Source organism: Sphingomonas sp. PAMC26645 (genome assembly GCF_004795835.1).
GTDB lineage: Bacteria > Pseudomonadota > Alphaproteobacteria > Sphingomonadales > Sphingomonadaceae > Sphingomonas.
Genome location: NZ_CP039249.1, coordinates 3,918,457 through 3,935,500, shown reverse-complemented (window position 1 = coordinate 3,935,500; position 17,044 = coordinate 3,918,457). Strand labels below are relative to the sequence as shown.

Below are 17,044 nucleotides of genomic sequence, written 5' to 3'. Positions count from 1 at the left end.
TTGTTGCTGCAGTGCAGCAAGAACGTCAGGATCAATGTCGGATTGCATCGCATGCTTCGGCGATCGCCGCGTAGATCCCGTCGAGATCGGAATCATCGATGCAATAGGGCGGCATGACGTAGACGGTGTTGCCGAGCGGGCGGAGCAGCAGGTCGCGCTCGCCGAAGAACGCGAGCAGGCGCGGGCCGATCTGCGACAGATAGCCGTCCTCGCCGCGGAGTTCGACCGCGGTGATAGTGCCGATCTGGCGCGCGTTGGCGATGCGGGGGTGGAGGGCGAGAGCTTCCAGCCGCGAGGCTTGGCGTGTGGCGAGGTCGGCGATCCGATCGAGCACCGGCTCGTCGCGCCAGATCGCGAGGTTCGCATTGGCGGCGGCGCAGGCGATCGGGTTGGCGGTGTAGCTCGACGAGTGGAAGAACATGCGCGCGCGGTCGGTGCCGTAATGCGCCTGGTAGATCGCCTCGGTCGCCATCGTTACTGCGAGCGGGATCGCGCCGCCGGTCAGCCCCTTCGACAGGCAGAGGATGTCGGGCACGACGCTGGCCTGTTCGCAGGCGAGCAAGGTGCCGGTGCGGCCCCAGCCGGTCATCACCTCGTCGGCGATGAACAGGACGTCGTGCGCTGCGCAGATCCGCCGCATCTCGGCGAGGATGTGCGCGGGATAGATGTGCATCCCGCCCGCGCCGAGTAACAGCGGCTCGACGATGAACGCGGCGGGATGCTCGGCGCATGCGGCTTCCAGCGCGTCGAGCGTGACATGTTCGTGGCCGGCGGCGGGGAAGGGGATCGTGCCCACATCGAACAGCAACGGCGCATAGGCCCGGTTGTAGACGCCGCGCGCGCCGACCGACATCGCGCCGATCGTGTCGCCGTGATAGCCGTGTTCGAGCACGAGGATGCGGTGGCGATCCTCGCCGCGGTCGAGCCAATAGCCGAGCGCCATCTTCAGCGCGCACTCTACGCTGGTCGAGCCTGAGTCCGAGAAGAAGACATGGGTCAGTTCCGGCGGCATGATCGCGGTCAGTCCGCGCGCCAGATCTTCGGCAGGCTGGTGCGTCCAGCCGGCGAAGATGATCTGGTCGAGCTTCCCCGCCTGTTCGGCGATCGCCGCCATGATCTTCGGGTTGGCGTGGCCATGCGTCGTGACCCACCAGGACGAGATCGCATCGACGATCCGCCGCCCATCCGACGTGTAGAGCGCGGCGCCCTCGGCATGCGTGACCAGCGGGATCGGCTCGCGCAGGCCGTGCTGCGTGAAGGGGTGCCAGACGGGGGAGTCGCTCATCGGAACGCCTCCAAGTCGAAGTTCGCTGCGAACGCCTCGGCCAGCGTTGCGGCGTTGAGCGGATCGAGGCGAGGCAGGCGGCCGAGCCGACGGACCTTGCCGAGCGTGGCGATCGTCGCCTCGCTGTCCTCGACCGCATCGCCGACGAACGCGATACCGAGGATCGAGACGCCGCGGCTACGCAGTGCCTCGATCGAGAGCAGGCTGTGGTTAATCGTGCCGAGACCCGTCCGTGCGACGAGCACGACCGGCTTGGCCCACCGTGCGAACAGGTCTGCGAAAATCAGGTCGCGTGTCACGGGGACCATCACCCCGCCAGCGCCCTCGACCACCAGTGGTCCGTCGACTTCGGGTAGCGCAAGCCGGTCCGGATCGATCGTCACGCGGTCGATCTCGGCGGCGAGATGTGGCGAGCATGGCGTCGTCAACCGGTACGCTTCGGGCAGGACCCGGTCCGCGGGGACGCCGAGCGTTACGACCGAGGCTGTGTCGCTGCCGTCTGCGAGTCCGGCCTGCACCGGCTTCCAGTAGCGCGCGCCGAGTGCCGCGGTGAGCCCGGCGGCGAACACGGTCTTGCCGATATCGGTGTCCGTCCCGGTAACGACGATCGTCATCGCAATGCCTCTTCCATGACTGTTCCCAGAGTTTCGATATCCTCGACGGTTGCGTTCAGCGTCAACGAAATCCGCAACCGCGATCCGCCTTCGGGCACGGTCGGCGGCCGTATCCCGCGCACGTCGAACCCCGCTGCCTGGATCGCACCGGCGACGCGCATCGTCCGCGCGGCGTCTCCCAACACTAGCGGCAGGATCTGCGACCCCGTCGCCACGACGCCGTATGGTGCAAGCACGCGCTCCGCCGTATCGATCAACGCCCAAAGCCGCTCCCGTCGCGCCGGTTCGTCCGCCACGATCCGCAACGCTTCACCGACCGCCAGTGCCATCAGCGGCGACGGCGCGGTCGAGAAGATGAACCCGCGCCCGCGATTGACGATAAAGTCGCGCATCACAGCGAGCCCGCACAACAGCGCGCCCTCGCACCCCAGTGCCTTGCCGCAGGTCCGCAAGGTGATGACGTTCTCGCGACCGTCGAGCGCTTCGGCCAGTCCGCGGCCATCGGTGCCGAACACGCCTGTTGCGTGCGCCTCGTCGATCAGCAGGACGGCGTCGTGGCGGTCTGCGATTTCGGCTAGCGCCGCGAGCGGAGCCTGGTCGCCGTCCATGCTGTAGAGGCTCTCGACCGCGATCCACACGCGCCCCGTGCCGCCCGACGCGCGCCACGTGGCAATCGCGTCCGCGAATGCGTCGGCATCGTTATGCGCGGCGCCGACGAAGGTCGCTCGCGTGAGACGCATGCCTTCGTGCGCGCTGGCATGGATCAGCGCGTCGTGGACGATCAGGTCGCCGCGTTGCGGCAGCGTCGCGAACAATATCGTGTTGGCGACATAGCCACTGGCGAAGAACAGCGCCGCTTCGGTCCCGAAGAACCGCGCGGCGTCCGCCTCCAGTGCTTCATGCTCGGGCGCATTGCCGCGCAACAGCCGCGATCCGCCCGACCCGACCGGCACGCCGCGCTGCAACGCATCGGTCATTGCCGCACGAAGCCAGTCCGATCCGGCGAGCCCGAGATAGTCGTTCGAGGCGAAGTCGACGCCTGTACGCGGCCTGAGCGATCGATACCGGTCGGCGGCCGTCAGTCTGGCGAGGTCTCGTTCCTGTTCGGCAAACATCATCGCGCCGCCCTAAACCCTGCGCGCCGCGAAGACGATCCCTCTGTCCAGTCTTGGGTCTAACCCGCGTTCCACGTCTCGATGAACGCCTTCGCGCGTGCGCCGACGTCCGCTGCGGACATGCCGGGTGCGAACAGGGCCGAGCCCAGGCCGAAGCCAGCCGCGCCGGCCTTGCGCCAATCCGCCATCAATTCCGGCACGATCCCGCCGACCGGCAGCACGCGCGTGTCCTTGGGGAGGATCGCGCGCATCGCTTTGAGTACCGCGGGACTAGCGGCTTCGGCGGGGAACAGCTTCAGCGCGGCGGCACCGGCGTCGAGCGCGGCGAACGCCTCGGTCGGGGTCGCGATGCCGGGGAGTGCGACATAGCCCTTGTCCGCCGCTGCGGCGATCACCCGTACGTTCGCGTTGGGGGCGATAATCAGCGTGCCGCCCGCAGCGCCGACCGCCTCGACGTCTTCGACGCGCAATACCGTACCTGCGCCGACGATTGCGCGACCTTCGAACCGGCGCGCCAGTCGGGCGATGCTGTCGAGCGGATCGGGCGAGTTCATCGGCACTTCCAGGATTGTGAAGCCCGCCTCGACCAGCGCATCGCCGATCGCCTCGACCTCGTCGGGCTTTACGCCGCGGAGGATCGCGATCAGCGGGCATTTCGCGAAGGCGTCGTCGAAAGCTTGGCGGTTGGTCATGCGGCGAGATCCTGGATGCGGGTGATGCCGGCGACGAACGCGGCTTGACTATCTATATGGTGCGACGTGCCGCCGAGCGCATCGATCGCGCTGGCATACAGCGCGCCGAGGGCGGCGTCGGCAAGGATGTGGACGGTCGCGCCGGGCTCGATTCGCGCGGCGGTATCGGCGCCGATCAACAGCCCGCTCGCGAACGAGGCGGCGTGCGCATCGTCGGCAAGTCCGAGTACGCCGCGCGCGCGGATCGCGAAAAGGCTGGCGGCGAGATCGCGTTTGGCGCCTTCCGCAACGCCTTCGAGAAACGCCGCGCCCGGCTCGACCGGATGGCCGAGCTGGCGCGAGAGCACGCCGTGTGCACGGAGCAGCGCGAAGAGTTCGCCGGTCATCGCGGTGGTGAACCGGGCGATCCTGCCACCCTCGACGGTCGCCCATTTGCAGTGCGTGCCCGGCTGGCAGAGCAGCGCGTCCGCCGACACCAGCCCTGCGGCGACTGCGCCTAGTAGCTGCACCTCCTCGCCGCGCATCACATCGGCGTGCACCCCGTATCGATACGACAATCCGGGGACGATCGCGGTCCGGTCATCGATCCGGTCGAGCGCGGCGGCAACCTCTGCAAGTCCTGCGGGGGCGGCGACGTAGGGCACGCTACGCCAGCCGATGTTCGATCCGACCATCCCCGCGAGCAGCATCGGCAGATCGCCCAGCCGGTCGCGGATACCCGCAACCTCGGCGTCGTACGCGCCGGCCGCCACGGTCGCGGCGCCGCGATCGTCGCGTTCGGTCGCGACGACCGCACCGTCCTCGATCCGGAACGCACGCCGGTTGGTGGTGCCCCAGTCGACTGCAATGAAAGGCTGCATAACTCTACCTCGACATCCTCGCGAGCTTGACGATTACACCTGTCTCGGCCCGCATTTGTCGCCAATTGTACGATGAATGCGGCAAGCCTTCCACCGGATATCGTTGCGGCGCGTTGCAAGACGCGTGACACCAGGAGCGCGTTGCGCCAAAACCCGGCCGATGGCGACCGATACGATAGACACCGACGTTCTTCCGGCCACCGCGATCTTGGGCCGTAATCTGACGCATGGGATGCTCGACACGCTCGGGCGGGCGATCGTTACCGGACGCTATGAAAACCGTCCGTTCCCGACCGAAGCGGAGATCGCCAAGACGCATGGCGTGAGCCGATCGGTGACCCGGGAAGCGGTCAAGATGCTGACTGCGAAGGGCCTGGTCAGCGCACGGCCGCGGCAGGGGACCGTCGTGCAACCGGCAAGCTCGTGGAACCTGTTCGATACGGACGTGCTGCGCTGGACGCTGGAGCGCAAGTTCTCGGTCGAGTTGGTGCGGCATTTCAACCAGTTGCGCGTCGCGATCGAGCCGGAGGCCGCGGCATTGGCGGCGTGGTTCGGTGACGCCGCGGACGAGGCGGCGATCCGCAACGGGCTGGCGCAGATGGAAGCGGGCGAGGCGGGAACGACCGATCCGCTCGAGGCCGATATCGCGTTTCACATGGCGATCCTGCGGGCGTCGAAGAACCCGTTCTACGCGCAGTTCCAATCGGTGGTCTCGACCGCGCTGCGGACATCGATCCGCTTCACCAACCGGATCAAGGGCCGTTCCGCCAATATCCCCGATCACGCCGCGGTTGCGGACGCGATCATCGCACGTGACCCCGCCGCGGCGCGGATCGCGATGACGCGGATCATCGGCGACGTGCTGACGCTGATCGGCGACGAGTAAGTCCGGCGCGAGGTGATCGCGGACGGAGCGGACGCTCGCCACCCCTAATATTATAACCGAGAGGATTTCTAATGGCGACCGAAGCAGTGTCCGCAAAGCCGATCCGGCTGGCGATCATTGGCGTTGGCAAGATCGCACGCGACCAGCATCTGCCGGCGATCGCGAACGATCCGCGCTTCGAACTGGTCGCGGCGGTCAGTCGCAATGCCGTGGTCGACGGCGTCGATAATTACTACGACATCGCTGAACTGCTCGCGGCCGGGCATGACCTCGATGCCGTGTCGATCTGCACGCCGCCGGTCGGCCGCTCGGCGATCGCGATGGCGGCGCTCGACGCCGGTCTGGACGTGATGATGGAGAAGCCGCCCGCCGCGACGCTGTCCGAGGTCGCGCGGATCGAGGCACATGCGGTTGCCGCCGGCCCATCGCTGTTCGCAACCTGGCATTCGCGCGAAGCGGCCGGCGTCGCGCCGGCGCGCGCGTGGCTCGCCGATCGCACCGTCGAGCGCGTCACGATCGCATGGCGCGAGGATATCCGGCGCTGGCACCCCGGCCAGGACTGGATCCTGGAAGCAGGCGGGTTCGGTGTGTTCGATCCCGGCATCAACGCGCTGTCGATCGTGACCGAGATCCTCCCCGGCGACTGGGTCGTGCACCGTGCGAACCTGCACGTGCCGGAAGGCCGGATGTCGCCGCTGGCTGCCGATATCGATCTCACCTGCGGCGACATCCCCGTCACGGCGGCGTTCGACTTCCTTCACGAAGGGCCGCAGCAATGGGACATCGTTGTCGAGACCGATGGCGGTACGCTCAAGCTGAGCATGGGCGGCGCGATCCTGGACATCGACGGCACAGTCACCGAGGCGACGGACGCCGAATATCCCGGGCTCTATGCCAAGTTCGCGGCACTCGTCGGTTCGCGCTCCCGCGACGTGGACGTAACACCGCTGCGGCTCGTGGCGGACGCGTTCCTGGTCGGACGGCGCACGATCGTTCCCGCCTTCGAATGGTGAACGAATACCCTGATCGAGGATAGTATCGCCGGAACGCACGCTGCCGACATCACGTTCATCCTCGAAAGAAGGATGCGTATCGGTGCTTCAGGTCAGTCAAGACGTCGAGAATACGGATATCGCGCCAGCGATCGCGGCGAAGCCTAGCGCGGTGGCGCCGCTGGCGGCGGCGATCGTCGAGCGCTTGTCCGGCGGGAACCTCGTCTACGTTGCGGCGGACGATCAGCGTGCGACGGAGATCGCGACCATCGCCGCGGCGCTCGCGCCCGATGCTTTGGTCGTCCACGTGCCGTCGAGCGATGCGCTGCCGGGCGATGACGCGCCGGCATCGCCTGCCAATGTCGGACGTCGCGTTGCGGCGTTGCGGCGGCTGCGCGCGGGATTTGAGAGTAAGGCGGCACCGATCCTGGTGGTGACGACTGCCGAGGCGACTGCGGTACGCTATCCGCCGCCACCGATGTTCGACGTGGCGCCACCGCGGCTGCAGGTCGGCGATCCGATCGACATCGAGGCGTTTGCCGCGATCGCCGAGGAGGTCGGCTACCTGACGGACGATCGGATCGACGAACCCGGCGAGATCGCGGTACGCGGTGGCGTGATCGACGTGTTCCCCGCCGATCGCGAAACCCCGGTCCGCATCGAGTTTGCCGATGGCCGCATTACCGGCCTGCGCGACTATGATCCGGTGTCGCAACTCGGCTTGGGCGACGTCGACGTCGTCGAGATCGGCCGCGCGACCGAGCCTGTGGTCGAGAAGGGCGTGTCGATACTCGCGCACCTACCGGATGCAGCGATCGCGTTCGACCGGGATGCGGAAAAGCGGCGCGATCGGTTTCTTGCCATCGCCGCGGATGGCCTACCCCGACGTCGTGCCTCCGCCGACCTGGTCCTCGACAAGGTCTGGGCAACCGAGATCGGGAAACGTGAAACGGCCGCGTTCGACGTCGGCGACGAAATGCCCCCGCGGTTCATCGAGCGGCGCGATCCGGCGCGCGCGTTTGCCCGGTTTGCCAAAGACGCGCTTGCGGATGGGCGTCTGCTCGTCGTGGGATCGCCGCGCGACCTGCGGTTCCTCCAGCCCAGGCTCGAGCGAGCGGCGAAGATCAGCTTCACGTCGGTCGATCGCTGGACGGACGTCGTTTCGGCGAAGCCCGGCACGGCGATGTTGCTGGTCGCCCCGGTCGATCGCGGGTTCGTCGCGAGTGAGACCGCGGTCGTTGCTGGCGCGGACCTGCTCGGTGGGCGGGCGCGTGGGGACGAGATCGCAGGCGGCAGCGCGGGCATGTTGCCGGGATTGACGAGCGAGCTGCGATGCGGCGACGTGATCGTGCACGAGGAGTTCGGGATCGGCGTCGTCCGCGGGCTCGAGATGCTGCCGGGGACCGACGGCGACGCGATCGTCCTGGAATATGCCAAGGAAGGCCGCCGCCTGGTGCCGGTGCGCGAGGCCGACCGGATCTGGCGGTATGGCGCGGAGATCGACGCGGTCACGCTCGATTCGCTCGACGGCGCGTCGTGGCAGAAGCGGCGAGGCGCTATCGATGCCGCGATTGCCGAAAGCGCGCGAGACCTCGCCGCGATCGCTGCGGAACGCGACGCACGGACGACCGATCCGATCGAGCCCGACCGTGCCCGGTACGAGAAATTCGCCGCCGGCTTCGCCTTCACCGAGACGCCGGATCAGGCAAAGGCGATCGCGACAACGCTGGCGGACCTGGCGAGCGGCAAGCCGATGGACCGGCTGATCATCGGCGACGTAGGCTACGGCAAGACCGAGGTCGCGTTGCGTGCCGCTGCTGCCGTCGCAGTGGCCGGGCGCCAGGTGGCGATCGCCGCGCCGACCACGGTGCTGGTCCGTCAGCATATCGAGACGTTCTCGAGGCGGTTCGAAGGGACCGGCGTGGCCGTCGCCGGCCTGTCGCGGCTGTCGAGCACTGCGGAGAAGGCACGGGTTCGGGCGGGGCTTGCGGACGGATCGATCGGCGTCGTGATCGGCACGGGGGCGATTGCCGGCAAGGGCGTCGCGTACAAGGATCTCGCGCTCGTCGTGATCGATGAAGAGCAAAGGTTCGGCGCGGCCGACAAGGCCAAGATGCATGCGCTGGGGGCGGGGCATGTCCTGACGCTGAGCGCGACGCCGATCCCGCGCACGCTGCAATCCGCGATGATCGGGTTGCAGGGCTTGTCGGTCATCGCCACCCCGCCGGCACGTCGCCAGCCAATCCGCACGTCGGTAGCGCAGTTCGATGATGCGACGGTGCGCGCGGCGCTGCGTCGCGAGCGGGCGCGGGGCGGACAGAGCTTCGTCGTGGTGCCGCGAATCGACGACATGGCGCCGCTTGCCGCCAAGCTGGCCAAGCTCGTGCCCGAACTCGGGCTGGTGCAGGCGCACGGGAAAATGCCGGCGGGGGAGATGGACGAGGCGATGGTGGCGTTCGCGGCGGGCGACGGCGACGTGCTGCTCGCGACCAATATCATCGAGGCCGGGCTCGACGTGCCGCGCGCGAACACGATGATCGTACATCACGCGGACCGGTTCGGGCTGTCGCAGCTGCATCAGTTGCGTGGACGCGTCGGTCGCAGCGGGCGGCGGGGACAGGTGATGCTGCTGACCGACGGCGAGGCGACGATCGCGGAGGCGACCCTGAAGCGGTTGCGCACGCTCCAGGCGTTCGACCGCCTGGGCGCGGGCTTTGCGATCAGCGCGCGCGACCTCGATCTGCGGGGCGCGGGCGATCTGGTCGGCGAGGCACAGGCCGGTCACATGAAGCTGATCGGGATCGACCTGTACCAGCATCTGTTCGGCCGCGCGTTGCGGCTGGCGCGGATCGACCGCGAGGGCGGCGCGCCGATCGACGACTGGATTCCCGAGCTCCACCTCGAACTGGGCGGCAGCCTTCCCGAAGCGTGGATCCCCGAAATGGAGGTGCGGATGTCGCTCTATGGCCGGCTTGCGCGGCTGGAGGACGTCTCGGCACTCGACCTGTTCGAGGCGGAACTCGACGACCGGTTCGGCAGGGCTCCCGAGGCGGCGCTGCGACTGTTGCAGGTCGCGCGGATCCGGATGATGGCGCGTGAGGCCGGCGTCCGACAGATCGACGCCGGTCCCGCGGCGATCGCGTTCACGCCGCACGACCGGACTGCGGCAAAACCGCTCGACGACCTGGTCGAAAAGAACGGGCGCTGGATCGCCGCCGAGGGCATTGCTGACCCGATCGCGCGGGCAGGGCGGATCGAGGAACTGCTGGACGCGCTGATCGGCTAGGCGCGTTCGGTCATTCGGCGGCCGCGGCGAGCGGGACGGGCAAGGCCTCGTCGGTGAGTGCCGCCAGGATCGCGCGTACCAGGTCGACGACGCGCGCGAACCCGGCGCCGGGCGCGTGGAGCTTGCGATCGAGATACAGCGTGCGGTCCAGTTCGAACTGGACCGCATGAACGTTTGCGGCCGGGCATGCATGACGTTCGAGGATGTGGCCGCCCGCATAGGGTGCGTTGATCGCGGTCGAGAACCCGCGCGCGACACACTCCGCCTCGATCCGCGCGACGAAGCGCGGCTCGGCGGAATGGCCGAACCGGTCGCCGATCACGATTCGCGATCCACCCGGGCCTAGCGGTGGCATCGAATGCACGTCGAGCAACACCGCCACGCCGAATCGGTCGTGCGCCGCCTTCAACGCCGACGCGAGCGCCGCATGGTACGGGCGGTGATCGTTGGCGATCCGCGCGGTGACGTCGGCATCGGTGAACCGCCGCGCCCAGAGGTCGCCTGCCCCCGATGCGCGGCGCGGAACGAGCCCGAGCCCGCTGCGCAGCTTGGCGGATTGCTGGGCGAGCGGCATCGACGGCGCACCCTCGTCGAGCAACGGATCGCGCTCGTCCTCGCGCCGGTTGAGATCGATCCAGGCGCGCGCGCGGGTCTGGACAATCGTCGTCTGGTCGGTCCGTGCGGCACGCGCCACCGCATCGACGAGCCGGTCCTCAAGCGGCAGCAGCCCGGCAAGCGGCACGCGCAACGCCGTCTTGAGCGCGAGCGGATAGTCCCGGCCTGCGTGCGGGACGGACACCACCACCGGGCTCACGGGCGGCATTGCGCCCAGGCGCTCGAAGGGAGAAGACTGCATCGCACCACGCTAGGGCCAGCACCGGGCATGGGCAATCGACCTGGATATGTTAACCATTTTCAGGGTAGGGCGGCCGCGGAATGTGCGTGTGAAAACGGGACTTTAGATCGATGTTACGAATTCTGCTGGCCGAGGACGATCAGGTCATGCGCGAGTATCTGACTCGGGCGCTCGAACGCTCCGGCTATGCCGTGACCGCGGTCGACCGCGGGACGGCGGCGATTCCGTTGCTCGAAACCGAGACGTTCGATCTGCTGCTGACCGATATCGTCATGCCCGAGATGGACGGCATCGAACTGGCGCAAAAGGCCGGCGAGATGTGCGCGGACCTGCGCGTGATGTTCATCACCGGCTTTGCCGCGGTCACGTTGAAGGCCGGGCGGGCGATGCCGCAGGCCCGCGTGCTGTCCAAACCGTTCCACCTGCGCGACCTGGTCGCCGAGGTCGATCGGCTGTTCGAGATGGATAATGTGACGGGCATGCATTGAGGGCTTGCACGCCGCGAAGAGCGCGGCTAGTGGAGCCCTCCGGCGGGCGTGTAGCTCAGTGGTAGAGCACTGTGTTGACATCGCAGGGGTCGCAAGTTCAATCCTTGCCACGCCCACCATTGAAAACCCCGCTAGTCCCATGGACTAGCGGGGTTTTTATTTGCCTGGAGTGCTAGCGGGGTCCCCGAAGGGACCCTCGCCTCAGGCGGGTATCTGGTCGATCGTCGCCGTGTTTTCGGCCTTGATGCCGTTCTCGCCATGCCGCAGCTTCGACAGCGCGTGATAGACCTGTAGGCGCGCGCGCATCACCGAACCGAGCGGGCGATGCGCCGCGAGTGCGTGGGCGGGGCGGAACGTCATCACATCGTCGAAATAACGGACGCGGGCGGCGCTATAGGCTTCCTGCCGGGGGATGCGGATCGTTCCGACCGTCAGGTAGCGGCTGTCCTCCTCGGGCCAATCGACCGACGTATCCTCGATCGGCTGAGTCTCGGCGTTCGCCCAGAGCTGTACGCGCAGTTCGAAGACCGCGTCGTGTTCGCCGAAATAGCGGACGGCGGCGTGGCGGAAACAGTCCTCGTCCTGCTTTGCGTCGAGTTCCCAGTCCTTCAGCGCGGTCTGTTCAGGCGAGGCGGGGAAGGCGCCGAGCTTGGCGACGTAATCGCCATAGCGGATCGGGCATTGGCTGAAATACGGTTCGGCGAGCGGATGGCTGAACGGGTGGCCGAAAAAGTCCGCCTTGGGGCTTTCGGTGCCGACCGCATGCAGCGCCTTGTTCACGTTGCGTGCGAGGCTCGACACCGCGCTCTTGAAGCCCTCCGGCAAGGGTACTGCCGCACCGATCTTCTTGGCGTCGCTGAGAAACCCCTGCGCGGTGCCGGACGGAAAGGTCGTGCCCGTCGCGAACACGAAATCCTGCGTGTCGGCATCATGGCCCGACAGCTTTTCGCCGGGTACGTCGAAGATCTTGATCGCCATGCCGCGGTGCGTCGAGACGCGGTCGCCGAGCGTCTCGCCGGGCCCTTGCGCGAAGCGGATCGCGACGGGGTGCGTGCCGGGCGTCGCGAACACGCCCTGCGCGAGTTCGGGCGGCAGGCCGGGTGCGATCGTCAGTTCGCCGATCACGCACGCCGAACTCTTCGCGTGGCTCGCGCGAACCGCATGGCCCTCGCGCTTTTCGACGGTTTCGGTCTGCTGCGACATGCCCTGGATGATGCCGTCGATCGATTCCTGCTCGTCGGGCTGCATCGTCTCGATGTCGTCGCTGTAGCGGAGATAGGTCATGTCGGGGCTCACTTTGCGGGTGCGAACGAGAACAGCTCGGTCTTGAGCGACGCGGGCGCACCGGGCTTGAACCAGTTGGTATCCTGGATGTGGCTGGCGGTGACGTAGATGCGGCCGTCCGGACCTTCCGAGAAGGTGTCGGGCCAGCGCAGCCGGGCGTCAGTCAGCACCGGCTCGACATGATCGCCGACCAGCCGGGTGATGCCGTTGTTCACCGGCGACGTCAGGTAGAGCGTACCCGCCTTGCTCATCCACAGGCCGTCGGCGACGTGGGTCTGCGCGACCGTCTTCACGCCCGCGGCCCGTGTCGCCTCGCTGACGCCATCACGCAGCAGCGCGGTGTCAATCGAGTAGAGCGTCTTGCCGGTGAGCGCCTGGTAATAGAGCGTCTTGCCGTCGTTCGAGATCGCGATGCCGTCCGCGGCGAAGGCAGGCTGGCGACCGTCGGGGCGGACGAGCGGCTTGCCGTCGGTCATCACCTTCACGGTCTTGTCGATCTGCGTCGAGCCGTGGCCGTCGAGCGCGCGGAAGCCCTTGCCGGTTTCGAGATCGATGACGATGATCGCGCCACGCGTCCCGGAATCGGTGATATAGCCGGTCTTGCCGTCGGGCGAGAAGCGGATGTCGTTGAGGTAGGTGCCCTGCAACGCGACGTCGAGCGGCACCTTGATGACCTTGGTCACGCGGTTGGTGGCGAGGTCGACCTTCACCAGCTTGGGTGCGCCTTCGAGGATCTTTTCGTTACCGGGCGCGCCGGGATCGAGCACCCAGAGGTTGCCGTGGCCGTCGGGGACGATCGACTGCACGCAGACGAAATAGTCGCCGACCGGCATCTCGTTCGACTTCGCGTTGCGCCAGCTGTTCCACTTGGCGTCCGGATAAGCCTTGAGCGAGCCGTCCTTCATCACTTCGGCGACCGAGATCGGGGCGTCGTCGGTCCAGCGGGGGAAGTTGACGAAGCGACGGCCGTCGGCGGTGACGGCGACGCCGGTCGCCTGGTGATCGAACTGCGCGACCTGGGTGAGCGGGCGACCGCTGGTCTGCGATGCGGTCTGCGCGCTGGCGACGCCGATCGCAGCGGCGGCGACGACGGCGATCGCGGCAGCGCCGGCGAGGAAGGGCTTGGTCTTGGACATTGTAAGGCTCCGGTCGGTGGTGTCGGACAGGTCGGCGGTGTTGCCGGTGAAAAGCTGGATGAGATGGTGCGCGACCGCGTCGGGGGCTTCGCGCTGGATGAAATGGCCGACGTCGTTGAGCGTCACGAACGCGAACGGGCCGGTGAATTTGGCGGGTACCGAGGTGCTCGCCGATGGCGGGTTCACGCCGTCGACCGCGCCCTGGAAATACATCGTCGGCAGCGAGAGCGTCTTGGTCGCCTTCACCTTGTCCTCGAGCCACTGGCTGCGTGGATCGGGCTCGGCCTCGTTCCAGCGCGCGCGGTAGCTGTGCAGCGTGACGTCCGCCCAGTCGGGGTTCTCGAACGATCGTGCGACGCGGGCGAAGGTCGCCTCGTCGAACCAGCCGGGGGGCGACCAGTTGACCCAGTGGATGTGCGCGAAACCCTTGTGGTCGTCGCGAACGGCCTGCGCACCACGCGCGGTGGCCATGAACCAGTGATACCATTGGCGCTGCGCCTGCTCGAACGGCGGCGTTGGCATGCCGCCGAGACGGGGCGGGGTGGCAAGCATCGCCATCCGCTCGACGCGGTCGGGCCAGCCGACCGCGAGCGCCTCCGCAGTGTTCGAGCCCCAATCATGCCCGGCGACCATGAACGTCTCGATCCCGAGCGCGTCCATCAGCGCGATCATGTCCATCGCCAGGATCGCGCTGTTGCCGGTGCGCGGTGCATTCCCGACGAACCGGGTTTCGCCGAAGCCGCGCAAGGTTGGCACGATGGTGCGCAAACCGGCCGCATTGAGCGCGGGGGCGACGTCGTCCCAGGTCGATGCGTCGTCGGGCCAGCCGTGGATCAGCAGGACCGGCTGGCCGTCGCGCGGCCCGGTATCGGCATAGGCGAGTTCGAGATCGTCGGTGGTCTGGATCGGCATGATAATCCTCGTCGGATCGGGGCGTCGGGATCGTGGTGGACGCTCACGGTGGAGCGGGCCGACGCGAAGGGTCCTGGTAGCGAAACAGTCTCGGGAGCCTGCTGTTCCGGCGGCTAAGCCAATGATTCGCAAAGCTGATCGGGCGGCGCGACGTGGTGGGCCGATTTGCGATCCGCGCGTTGTGGGGCACAGAGCTTCAGGAGCACGACGATGGATTTAAGTAGGGCGGATTCACGACGTATGGCCGGCGCGGCCGCAGGTGGCCTGGTGGCCGGGCTGGGCATCACCGCGCTGCTGATGGCAGGCGAGCGCAAGACCGGCGAACCGTCCGAGATCGTCACGCTCGAACGCAAGACTGCGGAGAAGCTGGGCATCGACACGCCGGCCGCGGATGCCCTGCCGTCGTCGCGCGAGCAGGCCGTTACGCAGGGCGGTCACCTGTTGCTGTCTGCGGCGGCGGGTGCGGCTTATGCCGCAACCGTCGACGAGGAAGCGTCGGTCATCGGCTCGGGCCTGGTGTTCGGCGCGGCGTTCTATGCGGTGATGCACTGGATCACGGGGCCGTTGCTCGGCGTGAAGCCGCCGGAGTGGCAGGCCGATGCGAAGACGATCGGCATGCACAGCGTGAACCATGCGGTGTTCGGGCTGGTCACGGCGCTGGGTGCGAAGCTCGCGACCCGGCGCTGAAAGGAAGTGTCGTCAAGACGTGACGGTGTGCCCTTGCGGCACACCGTCGCGCGCTATCGTCAACCTGCCGCGTCGACCTGCGGCAGGTAGGCGGCATACCCGTTGGCTTCCATCTCGGCACGCGGGACGAACCGCAGCGACGCCGAGTTGATGCAGTAGCGCAGGCCACCCTTGTCCTGCGGGCCATCCTCGAACACGTGGCCGAGATGGCTGTCGGCACCCGCCGAACGGATCTCCGTGCGGACCATGCCGTGGCTGCGATCGTGGAGTTCGGCAACGTGCTCTGGCGTGATCGGCTTGGTGAAGCTCGGCCAGCCGCAATGCGAATCGAACTTGTCCGCGGATGCGAAAAGCGGCTCGCCCGAGACGATGTCGACGTAGAGACCGGGCTCGCGCGTGTTGAGATATTCGCCGGTGCCGGGCCGCTCGGTGCCGCTCTGCTGCGTGACGTGGAACTGCTCGGGAGTAAGCTTGGCGATCGCGTCGTCGGTTTTCTTATAGTCGGTCATGGTGATCCTCTCGCGCTCAGGAGAGCGCCGGTTGGCCGTTCGAGGCGGAAAGGCCGCCGTCGACCGGCAGGTTGACCCCGGTTATATAGTGCGCGTCGGCGCTAGCCAAAAACGCGATGGCGCCGGCGATGTCTTCGGGCTGTGCACCGCGTGCCATTGGGATGCGTTCCTCGAACTTCGCGATCAGGTCGGGCTGGTCCTTCATGCCCGCGGTCAGCGCGGTGTAGGTGAGCGACGGGTTGACCGCGTTGACACGGACGCCGTGCTTCGCCTCGTCCATCGCGAGCGCTCGCGTGAAGTTGGTCACCGCGCCCTTGGCCGCGCAGTAGAAGCTGTGGTTCCAGTCGCCGCCGAGGCCCGAGACCGACGAGACGTTGACGATGCAGCCCTTGTTCGCGCGCAAGGTGGCGATCGCGGCGCGGCTCATGTGGACGACGCCGTAGAGGTCGGTTTCGATGACCTTGGTGAATTCGGAGAGGTCGCCCTCGTCGAGCTTGCCGAGATGGTCGACGCCGGCATCGTTGACCAGCACGTCGATGCGGCCGAACTTGTCGATCGCGTGCGCCACCAGCGCCTCGCAGGCGGCCATGTCGGAGACGTCGGTTTCGAGCGTTTCGACGGTCGTGCCATCGAGGCTGGCAGCGACCTTCGCGAGACCGTCCGCGTCCTTGTCGCCCAGCACCAGCGTCGCGCCCTCCGCGGCGAAACGACGCGCGGCGCCTTCGCCGATGCCGGAGGCGGCGCCGGCGATCACTATGATCTTGTCATCGAATCTCATCGATCGGTGTCCTGAAGCTTTGGGGAGATACCGCGATGAACGACCGACATGCGTCCGGGTTTCCGTGCTGAATCAAAGGGATCGCCCGTCGGTTCCAACGGCGGACCCCAGTTGAGCTTGCGCGCGTTGATGCGTTCGAACCTGCTTTTCCGGAGAACACCATGCTCGCATCCTTCCTGATGGGCCTCGTTGGTGGCCAGCGCGCGATGACGCCGCTTGCTGCGGTCGCCATCGCCGCCGCTCGCGACGAACTGCCCGCCGACAATGGTGCCACGAAGCTGCTGTCGCATCCCGTCGTCGCGGCGGGTGCGCTGGCGCTCGCGATCGGTGAGATGGCGGGGGACAAGCAGAAGACGGCGCCCGACCGGATCGTCGCGATCGGTCTGGCCGCGCGGTTCGTCACTTCCGCGATCGCGGGGGCGTCGCTCGTCCCGCGGCGGCAGCGGTGGATCGGCGCCGCGGTGGGTGGACTGACGGCGGTGGCCGCGTCCTATCCGGGCTGGCGTGCGCGGATGGCGGCGATGTCGCAGTACGGCCAGACGCCGACGGGGTTCGTCGAGGATGCAGCGGTTCTAGCGGGAGCGGCGGCGATTGTGCGCAACGCGGCGAAGCTCGGCGCGGCCTGACGTCGGAGGCGTATTCCGGGCGAGCGGAAAAGCTGCCA

Annotated in this window: 16 protein-coding genes and 1 tRNA gene; 7 read left to right on the top strand and 10 right to left on the bottom strand. The window is 67.5% G+C overall.

The genetic code is table 11. From position 1 onward, the window contains the following. Positions 1 to 31: 31 nt before the first annotated feature. From E5673_RS17965 to E5673_RS17945, 5 genes are read right to left on the bottom strand one after another with little or no spacing between them, the layout of a single operon-like run. Positions 32 to 1,285, bottom strand: coding sequence for an adenosylmethionine--8-amino-7-oxononanoate transaminase (locus E5673_RS17965; protein ID WP_136191050.1), 1,254 nt, complete (start codon positions 1,283 to 1,285; stop codon positions 32 to 34). After that, positions 1,282 to 1,899: a dethiobiotin synthase gene (gene bioD, locus E5673_RS17960; RefSeq protein ID WP_210731769.1), complete on the bottom strand. Its 618-nt coding sequence runs from the start codon at positions 1,897 to 1,899 to the stop codon at positions 1,282 to 1,284. The genes E5673_RS17965 and bioD overlap by 4 nt, the downstream gene beginning before the upstream one ends. Continuing rightward, positions 1,896 to 3,017, bottom strand: coding sequence for an 8-amino-7-oxononanoate synthase (locus E5673_RS17955; protein ID WP_136191049.1), 1,122 nt, complete (start codon positions 3,015 to 3,017; stop codon positions 1,896 to 1,898). The genes bioD and E5673_RS17955 overlap by 4 nt, the downstream gene beginning before the upstream one ends. 56 nt (positions 3,018 to 3,073) lie before the next feature. Further along, a complete protein-coding gene (locus E5673_RS17950) occupies positions 3,074 to 3,706 on the bottom strand; it encodes a 2-dehydro-3-deoxy-6-phosphogalactonate aldolase (protein WP_136191048.1) in 633 nt (210 codons plus the stop codon). Beyond that, positions 3,703 to 4,566, bottom strand: coding sequence for a 2-dehydro-3-deoxygalactonokinase (locus E5673_RS17945; protein WP_136191047.1), 864 nt, complete (start codon positions 4,564 to 4,566; stop codon positions 3,703 to 3,705). The genes E5673_RS17950 and E5673_RS17945 overlap by 4 nt, the downstream gene beginning before the upstream one ends. Before the next feature lie 160 nt (positions 4,567 to 4,726). Here E5673_RS17945 and E5673_RS17940 point away from each other — a divergent pair, with 160 nt between their 5' ends. The 3 genes from E5673_RS17940 (at position 4,727) to E5673_RS17930 (ending at position 9,730) form a co-directional block, all read left to right on the top strand. Beyond that, positions 4,727 to 5,452 (top strand): FadR/GntR family transcriptional regulator, encoded by a 726-nt coding sequence (locus tag E5673_RS17940; protein ID WP_136191046.1) that lies wholly within the window; start codon positions 4,727 to 4,729, stop codon positions 5,450 to 5,452. A gap of 71 nt (positions 5,453 to 5,523) precedes the next feature. Continuing rightward, the gene (locus E5673_RS17935) at positions 5,524 to 6,465 is read left to right on the top strand and encodes a Gfo/Idh/MocA family oxidoreductase (RefSeq protein WP_136191045.1); all 942 of its coding nucleotides are present in this window, start codon (positions 5,524 to 5,526) and stop codon (positions 6,463 to 6,465) included. Positions 6,466 to 6,547: 82 nt separating this feature from the next. Next, entirely contained in the window at positions 6,548 to 9,730 is a 3,183-nt protein-coding gene (locus E5673_RS17930) for a TRCF domain-containing protein (RefSeq protein WP_348769872.1), read from the top strand. Positions 9,731 to 9,740: 10 nt separating this feature from the next. On the opposite strand, the gene E5673_RS17925 is transcribed toward E5673_RS17930, so the two are convergent. Beyond that, positions 9,741 to 10,586 carry an N-formylglutamate amidohydrolase gene (locus E5673_RS17925; RefSeq protein WP_136191044.1) on the bottom strand — a complete coding sequence of 282 codons (846 nt, stop codon included), beginning with the start codon at positions 10,584 to 10,586 and terminating at the stop codon, positions 9,741 to 9,743. Positions 10,587 to 10,696: 110 nt separating this feature from the next. Between E5673_RS17925 and E5673_RS17920 the strand changes: the two genes are divergently transcribed. Together E5673_RS17920 and E5673_RS17915 are read left to right on the top strand one after the other, a co-directional pair. Further along, on the top strand, positions 10,697 to 11,074 hold the full coding sequence (locus tag E5673_RS17920; protein WP_056065257.1) for a response regulator: 378 nt from the start codon (positions 10,697 to 10,699) through the stop codon (positions 11,072 to 11,074). Positions 11,075 to 11,118: 44 nt separating this feature from the next. Continuing rightward, positions 11,119 to 11,193 (top strand) — tRNA-Val (locus tag E5673_RS17915). Between the two features lie 82 nt (positions 11,194 to 11,275). Here E5673_RS17915 and E5673_RS17910 read toward each other — a convergent pair. Both E5673_RS17910 and E5673_RS17905 read right to left on the bottom strand, forming a co-directional pair. After that, positions 11,276 to 12,358: a catalase family protein gene (locus E5673_RS17910; RefSeq protein ID WP_136191043.1), complete on the bottom strand. Its 1,083-nt coding sequence runs from the start codon at positions 12,356 to 12,358 to the stop codon at positions 11,276 to 11,278. Positions 12,359 to 12,366: 8 nt separating this feature from the next. Then, positions 12,367 to 14,406 carry an L-dopachrome tautomerase-related protein gene (locus E5673_RS17905; protein ID WP_136191042.1) on the bottom strand — a complete coding sequence of 680 codons (2,040 nt, stop codon included), beginning with the start codon at positions 14,404 to 14,406 and terminating at the stop codon, positions 12,367 to 12,369. A gap of 240 nt (positions 14,407 to 14,646) precedes the next feature. On the opposite strand from E5673_RS17905, the gene E5673_RS17900 reads away from it, so the two are divergent. Continuing rightward, positions 14,647 to 15,093 carry a hypothetical protein gene (locus tag E5673_RS17900; RefSeq protein ID WP_136191041.1) on the top strand — a complete coding sequence of 149 codons (447 nt, stop codon included), beginning with the start codon at positions 14,647 to 14,649 and terminating at the stop codon, positions 15,091 to 15,093. Positions 15,094 to 15,152: 59 nt separating this feature from the next. Here the strand turns inward: E5673_RS17900 and msrB are convergent, their stop codons facing one another. Both msrB and E5673_RS17890 read right to left on the bottom strand, forming a co-directional pair. Further along, positions 15,153 to 15,602 carry a peptide-methionine (R)-S-oxide reductase MsrB gene (gene msrB, locus E5673_RS17895; RefSeq protein ID WP_136191040.1) on the bottom strand — a complete coding sequence of 150 codons (450 nt, stop codon included), beginning with the start codon at positions 15,600 to 15,602 and terminating at the stop codon, positions 15,153 to 15,155. A 16-nt stretch (positions 15,603 to 15,618) separates the two neighbouring features. Then, positions 15,619 to 16,380, bottom strand: coding sequence for an SDR family oxidoreductase (locus tag E5673_RS17890; protein WP_136191039.1), 762 nt, complete (start codon positions 16,378 to 16,380; stop codon positions 15,619 to 15,621). Positions 16,381 to 16,541: 161 nt separating this feature from the next. Here E5673_RS17890 and E5673_RS17885 point away from each other — a divergent pair, with 161 nt between their 5' ends. Next, a complete protein-coding gene (locus tag E5673_RS17885; RefSeq protein WP_136191038.1) occupies positions 16,542 to 17,006 on the top strand; it encodes a DUF4126 family protein in 465 nt (154 codons plus the stop codon). Positions 17,007 to 17,044 lie beyond the last annotated feature (38 nt).

Bases quoted from the DNA above. Each gene is read 5' to 3' on its own strand.
- E5673_RS17885 (WP_136191038.1), top strand. From the start codon at position 16,542: ATGCTCGCATCCTTCCTGATGGGCCTCGTTGGTGGCCAGCGCGCGATG.
- bioD (WP_210731769.1), bottom strand. From the start codon at position 1,899: ATGACGATCGTCGTTACCGGGACGGACACCGATATCGGCAAGACCGTG.
- E5673_RS17950 (WP_136191048.1), bottom strand. From the start codon at position 3,706: ATGACCAACCGCCAAGCTTTCGACGACGCCTTCGCGAAATGCCCGCTG.
- E5673_RS17920 (WP_056065257.1), top strand. From the start codon at position 10,697: ATGTTACGAATTCTGCTGGCCGAGGACGATCAGGTCATGCGCGAGTAT.
- E5673_RS17900 (WP_136191041.1), top strand. From the start codon at position 14,647: ATGGCCGGCGCGGCCGCAGGTGGCCTGGTGGCCGGGCTGGGCATCACC.
- msrB (WP_136191040.1), bottom strand. From the start codon at position 15,602: ATGACCGACTATAAGAAAACCGACGACGCGATCGCCAAGCTTACTCCC.
- E5673_RS17890 (WP_136191039.1), bottom strand. From the start codon at position 16,380: ATGAGATTCGATGACAAGATCATAGTGATCGCCGGCGCCGCCTCCGGC.
- E5673_RS17945 (WP_136191047.1), bottom strand. From the start codon at position 4,566: ATGCAGCCTTTCATTGCAGTCGACTGGGGCACCACCAACCGGCGTGCG.
- E5673_RS17940 (WP_136191046.1), top strand. From the start codon at position 4,727: ATGGCGACCGATACGATAGACACCGACGTTCTTCCGGCCACCGCGATC.
- E5673_RS17910 (WP_136191043.1), bottom strand. From the start codon at position 12,358: ATGACCTATCTCCGCTACAGCGACGACATCGAGACGATGCAGCCCGAC.
- E5673_RS17955 (WP_136191049.1), bottom strand. From the start codon at position 3,017: ATGATGTTTGCCGAACAGGAACGAGACCTCGCCAGACTGACGGCCGCC.
- E5673_RS17925 (WP_136191044.1), bottom strand. From the start codon at position 10,586: ATGCAGTCTTCTCCCTTCGAGCGCCTGGGCGCAATGCCGCCCGTGAGC.
- E5673_RS17905 (WP_136191042.1), bottom strand. From the start codon at position 14,406: ATGCCGATCCAGACCACCGACGATCTCGAACTCGCCTATGCCGATACC.
- E5673_RS17965 (WP_136191050.1), bottom strand. From the start codon at position 1,285: ATGAGCGACTCCCCCGTCTGGCACCCCTTCACGCAGCACGGCCTGCGC.
- E5673_RS17935 (WP_136191045.1), top strand. From the start codon at position 5,524: ATGGCGACCGAAGCAGTGTCCGCAAAGCCGATCCGGCTGGCGATCATT.